This window comes from Catenibacillus scindens (assembly GCF_014202115.1).
GTDB classification, from domain to species: Bacteria; Bacillota; Clostridia; order Lachnospirales; family Lachnospiraceae; genus Catenibacillus; species Catenibacillus scindens.
Genome location: NZ_JACHFW010000010.1, coordinates 65330 through 76431 on the forward strand (window position 1 = coordinate 65330; position 11102 = coordinate 76431).

Below are 11102 nucleotides of genomic sequence, written 5' to 3' on the forward strand. Positions count from 1 at the left end.
GAAATTTTTAAGATTTTCTATACTTTATTGACCATATTTGGGTCTAAGTTTTGTCTCTCCTGCGGCGCTCCTATCGCCAGCGCGGCTTTTTGTTCCGGCTGCGGACGGCCCCTTCCGGCAGGGGCCAAATTCTGCCCGGAATGCGGCACTCCTAGAAGCTGATACGATAAGTTTTTTAAAAATGCTCCGGCCGGTCGGACACATTGGAGGTTATACGGTCGTAAAACCCATCGGACGGGGGAAGTACGGCGTCTGTTATAAAGCGTTTAAAAGCGATGGCCATCCTGTTGTCCTTAAACGCTTTTATAAAAATCCAACAAAAGGCCGTTTTGCGCCGGATGATCACGAAGCGGTTATCCTTTCCGGCCTGGAGCATCCCGCAATTCCCGAATTTTTAGGTGTACTCAACGAAAAGGCCGGTTATTTCTTTGTGCTGGAATACAAAAATGGCATGACTTTGGAACAGATAATTTTTAAACATCGTCACAGATTTTGTGATGGTGAGATTTTTAACGTCGGTTCTCAGCTTTTAAAGATCATGTCCTATATCCATTCCAGAAATGTGATTCACGGCGATCTTAGGCTGTCAAATATAATTATGGACGATAATGGTCATATTTCTCTCATCGACTTTGGACTTGCCCGATACACAGGGGAGGATGGCCTGGATTTCGACCTGGATTATTCATGTTTCGGCAATATTCTTTTATATCTTCTTTATTCTGCTTATCCAAAAAGTGGAAAGAAGATATGGTATGAGGAACTTGATCTTCTCCCTGGACAGAGGGCATACCTTATGAGACTTTTAAGGCTTACTGAGCCTTTTACATCAGACACAGCCGTTGTTGAAGGCTTTAGAAAGAACTTTTCAATAAACTGACGTGCCGCACTTTACACGGCAGCACCGCAGATAAAAAGCCATATTCCCGTGGGGGAATGTGGCTTTTTCTTTGAAAACAGGTAGATTTATCCGAAGATTCTTATTATAATAGACAGGAAAGATTACCAGAAAGGTTGGATAAAATGGAACAATTTAATATTGTCCTCAATCAGTTAATTCTCTTTTTTATTTTAATGATCATTGGATACATTGCGGTCCGGCTTAAAGTCGTTGGGGAAACATTTCTCGATGGACTGTCCCGGCTGATCACCCGGATTATTCTTCCCCTCCTTGTTTTTTCCAATGCCATTTCAGGAACCACCCGGCAGCAGCTTTTTGACGGCTATCCCATTCTTTTGCTGACCCTGGCCTTTTACATCAGCATTATCACTGTTTGTTTCTGCCTTGGAAAAATACTCCGGTTAAAAGGGGAACGCAACAAAGTTTTCCGGGCGGCGATGATTTTCGGAAACGCGGGATTTCTCGGCATTCCCCTGATTACTTCCATTTTCCCGGAAAATGGCCCTATCTACATCGTGTTAATGTCCATTATTGACCAGTCCTTTATGTGGACTTACGGACTAAAACTGACCACGCCGGCCACAAAAAAGGCAAAGTTTTCCATAAAAAACTTTATCAATCCCGCCCTGTGCGCGGTGATTCTGTCGCTGATCTTTCTGCTTTTAAACATCCATCTGCCGGATGTGGTGGTCAACGCGCTGTCTACCATGGGCCGGTCGGCGACGCCCCTGTCCCTGTTTTATCTCGGCGGCCTGTTTTACTTTTGCAACTGGAAGTCTGTGCTAAAGACGAAAGAACTGTACATAGGGATTCTCGCAAAAATGATCGCCTTCCCTCTGGCCTTTTACGCGGTAGCGTCGCGCATCTGCCCTTATGAGGAAATGGTCAAAACCATCTCTATCATCGCGGCTCTCCCCACAATGACAACCATCGCCATTTTCACAAAGTCCAACCACAATGAGGAAGATTACGCCGTAGGATTTGTCCTCATCACCACTGCGGCGTCGCTGATCACGCTGACCATTGTATCTTATTTTATTTTGTAAGGGAGACCTGAAGGATTTGTGGAATAATCACGCCGCTACATTTTTTTTAAAATACCGGGAAACCAGTTTTTCGATCAGACGTGTAGACAACGTGATTTTCTCTGTCTCAAAAATGAGAATCAGCCGATCTCCCGGATCAGGTTGATCATTTCAATGGCACCAAGGGCGCACTCGTACCCCTTGTTGCCTGCTTTGGAACCGGCACGCTCAATCGCCTGCTCGATATTTTCTGTCGTGAGGACGCCAAACATGACCGGAATACCTGTATTCAGAGATACCGTGGCCACACCCTTTGAAACTTCGTTGCACACATAGTCATAGTGGCTGGTGCTTCCGCGGATCACTGCGCCCAGGCAGATCACCGCATCATACTTTCCACTCCCTGCCATCTTTGAAGCGATGAGAGGGATCTCAAAAGCCCCCGGTACCCAGGCCACATGAATATCGTCTTCGTCAACATCATGGCGCACAAGGCCGTCAATAGCTCCGCTTAACAGTTTTGATGTGATAAACTCGTTGAAACGGGCAACCACAATACCTACCTTAATTTTCTCCGGCAATAATTTTCCTTCAAATGTCTGCATTTTTTCTACACTCCTTTAAATTTTCCTTAATAGTTTAACAGATGGCCCATTTTCGTCTGCTTTGTCTTTAGATAAAACAGATCCTTAGCCGTAGCTTCCATCTGGATAGGAACCCGTTTGGTGATCTCCATCCCATAATCGGTCAACTGATAGATCTTATCCGGATTGTTGGTCAAAAGGCGCATGGTCTTGACTCCAAGGTCTTTGAGAATCTGAGCGCCGATAAAATATTCCCTGAGATCCTCAGGAAATCCAAGGGCAAGGTTAGCCTCCACTGTATCCATGCCCCGGTCCTGAAGCTCATAGGCCCGAAGTTTGTTAATCAGGCCGATTCCCCGGCCTTCCTGGCGCATGTAAAGTAAGATTCCCCGGCCTTCTTTTTCAATCTGAGTCATCGCCGCTGCAAACTGCTGGCCGCAATCACAGCGCAGGGATCCGAAAGCATCCCCGGTAAGGCATTCCGAATGAACCCTGCAGAGGATATTCTCTCCATCACCGATCTCACCTTTTACCAGGGCCACATGATGTTCGCCATTTAAACGGTTCACATAACCATAAGCCAGGAAATCCCCGTATTTTGTGGGCATTTTCGCGCAGGCAATCCGGTCTACCAGTTTTTCATATTTGCGGCGGTAATCCTGGAGTGCCTTAATAGTAATAAATTTAAGACCCATTTTCTGACTCAGCTCGATCAGTTCCGGAGTTCGCATCATAGTTCCGTCATCCCTCATCACCTCACAGCACAGACCGCATTCTTTCAGGCCGGCAAGGCGCATAAGATCTACAGTGGCTTCCGTATGGCCGCTCCGCTCTAAAACACCGTTTTTTCTGGCAATCAGTGGGAACATATGACCCGGCCGGCGGAAATCTTCCGGCCGGGCGCCGTCGCTGACACAATGGCGGGCCGTCATGCCCCGCTCCTTTGCGGAGATTCCTGTAGTTGTTCCCACATAATCTACAGAAACAGTAAATGCCGTCTCATGGTTATCCATATTCTGTTCTACCATAGGGTAAAAGTTAAGTTTTCCTGCCAGCTCCCTGCTCATTGGCATACAGATCAGACCTCTGGCATATTTAGCCATGAGATTGACATTTTCTGTGGTTGCCGCCTGGGCGGAACAGATAAAATCCCCCTCATTTTCCCGATCCTCATCATCTGTCACTAAAATAACTTCTCCATTCTTGAGTGCCTCAAGGGCATCCTCCACTGAATCGTACTGAAACATCGTTTATTCCTCCTGTTGTTTTTATTTTCCCTTGGCGGTGTGGTGTGCCGGCGGCACATGCTTGACACTGGCCGAAATGTTATAAAAATCCATATTTAGACAATGTCTGTGATGTAATTCCTGACGGCTTGTCTGTCATTAAAAGTTTTTCCACGTATTTCCCGATGATGTCTGTCTCTATATTGACCTTATCCCCCCTCTTTCGCCGGGCAAAGGTGGTCACCGTATATGTATGGGGGATCATAGATACGCGAAAATCCCTCCCCGTAACTCCCGCCACCGTTAAGCTAACTCCATCCAGGGCCACCGAGCCTTTCTCAACAATATAGCGCAGCAGGCCAGCCCCCGCCTGTATGGTCAGCCAGACAGCGATATCATCTTTTTTTATGTCTGCGATCACTCCGGTACCGTCAATATGGCCGGAGACGATGTGGCCGCCAAATCTGCCGCCAAGGCTCATGGCCCTCTCCAGATTCACCATATCCCCTCTCTGCCTTCCGGCCAGAGACGAGCGGTTTAACGTCTCATGCATCACATCCGCAAGAAAATACTCTTTGCCGGCTCCTGTGACCGTCAGGCACACGCCGCTGACAGCAATGCTGTCGCCGATGTGAACGTCTTCCAGAACCTTTGAGGCCCGGATTTTCAGTACTGATGAATGAAGCCCCCGTTTAACGCTCTCAATGGTTCCCACTTCTTCAACAATTCCGGTAAACATAATTTTTAACCTCACTTTCGATAAGCAGGTCTTCACCAAACCACTGATATTTCACAGGGTTCAGAAAAAAAGCCTGATCCGGGGCGTCCACCCCCTGGCCGCCCACAGCTCCCAAAGCCGTGTCTCCTCCAAAAATCTTCGGGGCGATATATGTCTGAACCTGTGATACAATGCCTGACTGCAAGGCAGCCCATGCCAGCGTCCCGCCGCATTCCAGCAAAATGCCGTCAATCTTCTCTTTGCCGAGGATATCCATGAGTGAAGGAAGATGGACATGGCCCCCCTCATCAGGCTTTACAAAAATCACCTGGCATCCAGCCTTTTCATAGGGTTTATAGCAGGAAGCATCCCGGCAGCAGGTGGCAATGATCACCCGCCCCTCATGGGCGCTTTTTACCACAGACGATTCCAGGGGCAGCCTTAAATTTGAATCACAGATGATCCTCACCGGATTCCTTCCCCCAGGTATGCGGCAGGTCAGCAGCGGGTCATCTTTTAAGACGGTTCCTATGCCTGTCATGATCCCTGAAAAAAAGTTTCGGTCTTGATGGACATTCTCCCTGGCCTTCTCCCCGGTAATCCACCGGGACTTGCCGCTGGCCGTAGCGATCTTCCCGTCCATGGTCATGGCGTATTTGAGGGTGACAAAGGGCCTTCCCGTAGTAATATAATGGAAAAAGGCACGGTTTAACTCAAGACATTCTTTTTCAAGGACACCTGTGACGACCTGGATTCCATGAACTTCTAAAATTTCAACCCCTTTTCCCGATACAAGGGGATTGGGATCCATAGCTCCTACCACAACTTTTTTGATGCCGCTCTCAATAATAATATCCGTACACGGCGGTGTTTTTCCGTAATGGCAGCAGGGTTCCAGTGTCACATAAAGCACTGCCCCGCTCATATCCTGGCGGCAGTTTAAAATACAGTTCCGCTCGGCATGAAGATCTCCGTATTTCTGATGCCAGCCCTCACTGATTACCTGCCCGTCTTTCACCAAAACAGAGCCCACCATGGGGTTGGGACTGACTTTCCCCGCGCCCCTTTTGGCCAGTTCCAAAGCCTGGGCCATATACCGTTCATCATCCAACAAGGATGTCACCTCCATAGAATGTTAATTTTCCGCTAATGGCGATACACACGAAGCCATTTAAGCACTATGACAAAAATAAAAGCCCCGGATGCTGTATCCGGGGCTTTGAACATGAATTTTCGCGTCAGGTTATCGTTCATTTAGTCATATACACAAAAAGCCCTGAAATGAAAAACATTTCAGGGCGAACATGCAAAATAAATATAAAATAATCTGTCACACATGCTCATCTTCTTTCATCCAGACTATACTGTCGGTTTTGGAATCTCACCAAATCATGCGCTGCGCGCTCGCGGACTTTACCGCCGATCGGGAATCTCACCCTGCCCCGAAGACTGCTTCGCTGTTAAATTCTGTTTTATTATAATCCTGTATACAAAAATATTCAAGACCTTTTTTTCATTTTTTCTTTCCGCTCTTTTGAAAAAGACCCAATACCTCCATGTTCCATGGCAAAGCACTGGGGGCAAACGCCAAAGTTATAGCCCACAGGCAGCTTCTTTCCGCAGTAGCGGCAGGTGGAGATATAATTAGTCTTTTTTCCGAGAAGATATCCCATGATCCTGCTCTCTGTCCGGGCCCTGGCTTTTGACAGCATTTTCGCGTCAATAATCTTTCCCATGCGCACAGAAAACTGATAGTACAGATCTAACTGTTTGTAGTAAGTCTCGTATTTTTGTATACCGAAAAGTCCGGTCAGATCCTGTATGCTGGGAAATTCCAGGGAGACGTCCGCCGTATAGCTCTCACAATAGCGCAGCCACAAAGCCACAACATACCGGTCCTTCACATCAATTGGACAACTGATCATGCGGTACAAAACCTTTTTATCATAAAATCCGTCAATATATTCTCTGCGTCGGCTGGCCTGGTCGTAGAGATAGAGGGTATCTTCAATACTAACCTTTACAAAAGGCGGTGATGTCTCTACGCCATGCCACACTTTCAAAATAGCGTCCAGAGATTCATTAAGATCCAGCAAAATCTGAGGGAATCCAAGGCTGACTGATCCGATAGGCTCTTCTTCCGCGTCAAAACGCTCCCGAACATATTCCAAAGCCTCCTGTCCCATGGCTGTCACATATCCGGCATCGTAAAGTCCAAAGCGCCCGGCCCGCCCAGCGATCTGCTTGATCTCAGGAACTGTCAACTGTCTTCGGGATGTACCGTCAAACTTTTCTGTCTGCACAAAAACGATCCGGCGCACTGGAAGATTCAATCCCATACCGATGGCGTCTGTGGCAACAGCCACTTTTGTTTCCCCTCCAGCAAACATCTGAACCTGGCGCCGGCGGATGTCCGGAGGCAGGCTTCCATAGATCACGCTCGCCTTAATTCCCCGCTCTTCCAGCCGCCCGGCCACATCCAGCACTGACCTCTTGGAAAATACGATGAGCGCGTCGCCGGGCATAACGCTGTCAGGAAACTCAAAAGGATGCTCTTCACAGCAGAGAGGGATCTTTCGCTCATAGCGGAGGATTTCAAAGGAATCCCCGCACAGCCGGATCAGGTGGGTAATAACCCCTTGTGCCGCGGGACTGAGACAAATATGAATCTCATTGGCCAGAAGGCCCAAAATGGCCCGGGTCCAGGAGTGACCGCGATCCCGGTCATGAACCATCTGCGCCTCATCAATAACGGCAATATCATATTTTTCACCAAGATCTGCCATCTCAATGGTTGACGCAGTCACCCGGCTTCCCAAAGTTTCGATACACTCCTGCCCGGTAAGCATGGTACACGGCGTGCCGTAGTCTTTCATTTTTTCATAGACTTCCAGGGCCAGCAGTCGCAATGGCCCCAGATATACCCCATTTCGGGCCGTTTTCAGCCGTTCCAGCGCCTGAAAAGTTTTTCCGCTGTTGGTTGGCCCAATATGGAGGATAAAACGCCGGCTCATCGCCAGGGCTTTGGGAAATTCCAATTCCGGCCTGGACGGCACAAGCTCAGTAATGCGGTTTTCAATGCAATATCTGCGGTAACTCTGGCACAGATCAAACAGGGATCTGGTACATACGCCTCCGGGAAGATTTTTCTCCACGTAGTCAAAAAAACCTTCATCTAAAGAATCCCTGTCCTCCGGCAGCAACAGGCCCAGATCCAGCCGTATAAGCTCCGGAAGGATCTGAGTCAAAATAGCAGAAACCGCCCCCTTATTTCTATAGCGGGTGGCAATGTGAAGAAGATTTTTAATCTGACGGTGATAATCCTCCAGAATAGACCGGCTCACCTGATGGATTCCAGCCCGGACCAATGCCTTCCTCAGTGCGCCAATCCTTTTTTCATAGCCGGAGGCTCTGACATAGCCTCCCTTTTTCTTTGCCTCCCGGCGGTACTGCGCCACGTAAAACTGTAATAATTCACTTTCGTCTATCATCAATCATTCCACCTGAAATTTAAGATTCGGACCAGTACTGGCGGACCAGGTCCACGTAAAACATATTTCCGTAAGCATACCGCCATCCTCCGTTTTCTTCAACAGAAATACTGTTTTCATAGACAACAGTTTCCCCGCCGGACATATCCCCGGCGAAAGCTTCTGCCAGGCTGAAGGTATGCTTTTTACCGTTTTCGGCCACATAATCCAGATAAGTAATGCCAAAATTGTATGCCTGGATCACGCTGTTAAGATCACAGCCCAGCCCCTCCCCATAGGAGAGAAGCTGAGAAAACAGCCGGCATCCCTGCTCTATAGATGCCTCCGGCATAAGAGAGTTTACCGCCAGCCCCAAAGATTCGCTGGCCTGCATCACATCATTGCCCTGACCGGAAGATTCCACCTGCATAATTGCCAGAAGAAGCTGAGTATATTCCTCAACTCCGTATTCCTGGGCATACTGAGACAGAAGAGGTTCATAAGCCCGCACTTCCTCTGAAATTTCCAATGTATCTTCCCTCGCTGTGTTCTCCTCGCTGCCTTTGCCGAAAGCCAGACACAAAATGACAATAAAAATCACAAGTGCCGCTCCAGCGCCGGCAAGCATGGCAATGATGCGCCGACGGCGCAGGATCATCTGACGGCGGATATAGGCCCGGGATCCGGGACGGAGCCGCCGGGTTTTGGTACCAAGATAGGACGTTCCCAGGCGGGGCCGTCCTGGACGTCTGGCAGTCTGGGCTGACCTAAAGCGCCGGTTTGGGGATGTGGAACTTTTGGGCCGCCCTGTGGAAGCCGGCTTAACGGCTCCTGTCCGTCCCTTATGGGAAGGGGATTGTATATTAGTCAAAATATCGCTCCTTTTTCTTTGGTAAGATACTCATTTGTCGCAATTTTTTCAGACACAGGCCATTGTAACACAAAAGAATGCACCGGCGCAACATCTGCATTCTAAAACACTGTCCACAGCCGTCTTGTGAATATGAAAAAAATAGGCTATAATCTTAAAGGATAACCCTTTAGCCATGAGCAACAGGCAATAATAGGTTATACTTACATAAACAAATGGTAATAACCGATACAGGGAGATAATTTGTGCCGCTAACTCAAAGGCGGCGGAATGGAGATTATTATGAAAATAATGTTAAAAAATCTTACCAAAAAATTTCCGGGCCGCAGCAGGAAACACCCGGAAGATGTGATCGCTGTCAATGATTTTACCTGTGAGATCCCCGACGGCGAGCTGGTAGGTCTTTTAGGTCCTTCCGGCTGCGGAAAAAGCACCACACTGAATATGATCTGCGGTCTGGAGGACGCCAGCAGCGGCTCCATCTTTTTCGGCGATGAAAATGTCACTGCCCTTGCTCCGGAGCTTCGGGGCGTTGGCATGGTTTTCCAAAATTATGCCCTTTATCCCCACCTGAACGTTTTTAAAAACATTCAGTTTCCCCTGGAAAATTTAAAGGGCAAGGAGCGGCTCTCTAAAGGAGACATGAAAAGCCGTGTTCTTGAGGCCGCCCGGCTGGTACAGATCGAAGATCTTCTGGACCGCAAGCCACGAGAGCTTTCCGGCGGCCAGCAGCAGCGCGTGGCCATTGCCCGCGCCCTTGTGAAAATGCCCAGGGTTCTTTTGCTGGATGAGCCGCTCTCTAACCTTGACGCCCGGCTGCGCCTTCAGACCCGTGAAGAAATCCGCAAGATCCAGAAAAAAACTGGAATTACTACAGTTTTTGTCACCCACGATCAGGAGGAGGCCATGAGTATCTGCGACCGGATCGCGGTGATGAATCACGGCGTCCTCATGCAGGAAGGCCGGCCCCAGGATGTTTACGATAACCCGGCAAACCTTTTTGTCGCCCGTTTTCTCGGCACGCCGCCCATTAACGTTTTTCACGGTACGGTACGGGATGAAACACTCTTTCTTAACCAAGCCCCGGTGCTGAAGGTTAAAGGTGTATCTGACCAGGATGTTATTGTGGGCATCCGTCCGGAAGGCTTTCTGTTAAAAAGCGACGGTCCTTTGCGCTGTCATCTGGAGCGGATCGAGGTCATGGGCAGAGATGTTAGCATTGTCTCCACCCACAGCGCATGTACGGGGACATCCCTCAGATCCATTATCAGTTCAGAAAGCCGTGTGGATACCGCTGCCGCTGAGGTATGCTTTTCCTTAAAGCCGGGAAAAGTATTTCTTTTCTCCGCCAAGACAGAAGAACGGATAAGCTTTGAGATTCCCGGCCAGCCATTGTCGAAAGGAGAATGAGAACGATGAACAGGAACCACAAAAAAGCCTGGCTCTATCTTCTGCCGGCACTGCTATTCCTTATTTTCTTCATGGTCTACCCGCTGATCGACGTATTTATTTATTCCGCGGAAGAAGGCTTTAACTTTGCCTCCCAGTCCTATTTTGGCGTAGGTCTTTACAATTTTTCCTATGTCCTCCATGACCCATACTTTTTACAGGCGGTACAAAACACCATTATCCTTGTAATCATTACCGTACCTGTGTCAACCGGACTGGCCCTTCTGATCTCCCTGGGGTTAAGTTCCATCAAACCTTTGCGGGATCTGTACCAGACCATTTACTTTTTGCCCTACGTGACCAACACGCTGGCAGTGGGCCTTGTGTTTATGATACTGTTTCAGCCAACCGAGTATACCGATGGCCTTGTAAACATGGTCATAGAGTTTTTCGGCGGTTCAGCCGTTGATTTTATCGACGGGCCTTACTGGGCCAAAATGTTTGTCCTGTGCTTTTATACGGTCTGGATTGTTTTACCCTTTAAAATCCTTGTGCTGACAAGCGCCCTGGCCTCTGTCAATCCGGATTACTATAAGGCCGCCCGGGTAGACGGCACACCTAAATGGCGGGTTTTTACAAAAATCACCCTTCCCATGATCTCCCCCATGATCTTTTATCTTGTGATCACCGGGTTTATCGGCGCCTTTAAAGCCTACAGCGACGCTGTAGCCCTTTTTGGCACAGATTTAAACGCTGCCGGTATGAATACTATTGTGGGCTATGTCTACGATATGCTTTACGGGGACAGCGGCGGCTATCCGTCCTACGCTTCGGCGGCGGCCATTATCCTTTTCGCCATTGTCCTGACCGTCACATGTATTAACCTTTTAGTGAGCAGCAGAAAAATTTCGAGGTAGT

The 11102-nt window shown here is 48.5% G+C and carries 11 protein-coding genes and 1 riboswitch; of the genes, 5 read left to right on the top strand and 6 right to left on the bottom strand.

The genetic code is table 11. From position 1 onward, the window contains the following. Nucleotides 1-27: 27 nt before the first annotated feature. From HNP82_RS18665 to HNP82_RS12000, 3 genes are all read left to right on the top strand, one after another. Nucleotides 28-162, top strand: a complete 135-nt coding sequence (locus HNP82_RS18665) for a zinc-ribbon domain-containing protein (protein ID WP_207720612.1) — start codon at nt 28-30, stop codon at nt 160-162. 19 nt (nt 163-181) lie between these two features. Further along, nucleotides 182-880 carry a protein kinase family protein gene (locus HNP82_RS11995; protein ID WP_183775124.1) on the top strand — a complete coding sequence of 233 codons (699 nt, stop codon included), beginning with the start codon at nt 182-184 and terminating at the stop codon, nt 878-880. A gap of 143 nt (nt 881-1023) precedes the next feature. Continuing rightward, entirely contained in the window at nt 1024-1947 is a 924-nt protein-coding gene (locus tag HNP82_RS12000) for an AEC family transporter (protein ID WP_183775126.1), read from the top strand. Nucleotides 1948-2066: 119 nt separating this feature from the next. Here HNP82_RS12000 and ribH read toward each other — a convergent pair whose 3' ends face one another. The 6 genes from ribH to HNP82_RS12030 form a co-directional block, all read right to left on the bottom strand. Beyond that, nucleotides 2067-2531 (bottom strand): 6,7-dimethyl-8-ribityllumazine synthase, encoded by a 465-nt coding sequence (gene ribH, locus HNP82_RS12005; protein ID WP_183775128.1) that lies wholly within the window; start codon nt 2529-2531, stop codon nt 2067-2069. A gap of 26 nt (nt 2532-2557) precedes the next feature. Then, entirely contained in the window at nt 2558-3757 is a 1200-nt protein-coding gene (locus tag HNP82_RS12010; protein WP_183775130.1) for a bifunctional 3,4-dihydroxy-2-butanone-4-phosphate synthase/GTP cyclohydrolase II, read from the bottom strand. A 79-nt stretch (nt 3758-3836) separates the two neighbouring features. Beyond that, complete coding sequence (locus HNP82_RS12015) at nt 3837-4475, bottom strand: riboflavin synthase (protein ID WP_183775132.1); 639 nt, start codon at nt 4473-4475, stop codon at nt 3837-3839. Then, nucleotides 4456-5565, bottom strand: a complete 1110-nt coding sequence (gene ribD, locus HNP82_RS12020; protein ID WP_183775256.1) for a bifunctional diaminohydroxyphosphoribosylaminopyrimidine deaminase/5-amino-6-(5-phosphoribosylamino)uracil reductase RibD — start codon at nt 5563-5565, stop codon at nt 4456-4458. The genes HNP82_RS12015 and ribD overlap by 20 nt, the downstream gene beginning before the upstream one ends. Nucleotides 5566-5792: 227 nt before the next feature. Beyond that, a riboswitch (FMN riboswitch) is annotated at nt 5793-5908 on the bottom strand. A 45-nt stretch (nt 5909-5953) separates the two neighbouring features. Continuing rightward, complete coding sequence (locus HNP82_RS12025; protein WP_183775134.1) at nt 5954-7945, bottom strand: SUV3 family DEAD/DEAH box RNA helicase; 1992 nt, start codon at nt 7943-7945, stop codon at nt 5954-5956. Between the two features lie 19 nt (nt 7946-7964). After that, a complete protein-coding gene (locus HNP82_RS12030) occupies nt 7965-8795 on the bottom strand; it encodes a lysozyme family protein (RefSeq protein WP_243164752.1) in 831 nt (276 codons plus the stop codon). A gap of 282 nt (nt 8796-9077) precedes the next feature. Between HNP82_RS12030 and HNP82_RS12035 the strand changes: the two genes are divergently transcribed. Next, nucleotides 9078-10205, top strand: coding sequence for an ABC transporter ATP-binding protein (locus HNP82_RS12035; RefSeq protein ID WP_183775136.1), 1128 nt, complete (start codon nt 9078-9080; stop codon nt 10203-10205). A 5-nt stretch (nt 10206-10210) separates the two neighbouring features. Next, nucleotides 10211-11101, top strand: a complete 891-nt coding sequence (locus tag HNP82_RS12040) for a carbohydrate ABC transporter permease (protein WP_183775138.1) — start codon at nt 10211-10213, stop codon at nt 11099-11101. Nucleotide 11102: the final 1 nt, after the last annotated feature.

What these genes read in the sequence shown, in the direction of transcription:
- HNP82_RS11995 (WP_183775124.1), top strand. Translation starts at nt 182, where the DNA reads ATGCTCCGGCCGGTCGGACACATTGGAGGTTATACGGTCGTAAAACCC.
- HNP82_RS12000 (WP_183775126.1), top strand. Translation starts at nt 1,024, where the DNA reads ATGGAACAATTTAATATTGTCCTCAATCAGTTAATTCTCTTTTTTATT.
- ribH (WP_183775128.1), bottom strand. Translation starts at nt 2,531, where the DNA reads ATGCAGACATTTGAAGGAAAATTATTGCCGGAGAAAATTAAGGTAGGT.
- HNP82_RS12010 (WP_183775130.1), bottom strand. Translation starts at nt 3,757, where the DNA reads ATGTTTCAGTACGATTCAGTGGAGGATGCCCTTGAGGCACTCAAGAAT.
- HNP82_RS12015 (WP_183775132.1), bottom strand. Translation starts at nt 4,475, where the DNA reads ATGTTTACCGGAATTGTTGAAGAAGTGGGAACCATTGAGAGCGTTAAA.
- HNP82_RS12025 (WP_183775134.1), bottom strand. Translation starts at nt 7,945, where the DNA reads ATGATAGACGAAAGTGAATTATTACAGTTTTACGTGGCGCAGTACCGC.
- HNP82_RS12035 (WP_183775136.1), top strand. Translation starts at nt 9,078, where the DNA reads ATGAAAATAATGTTAAAAAATCTTACCAAAAAATTTCCGGGCCGCAGC.
- HNP82_RS12040 (WP_183775138.1), top strand. Translation starts at nt 10,211, where the DNA reads ATGAACAGGAACCACAAAAAAGCCTGGCTCTATCTTCTGCCGGCACTG.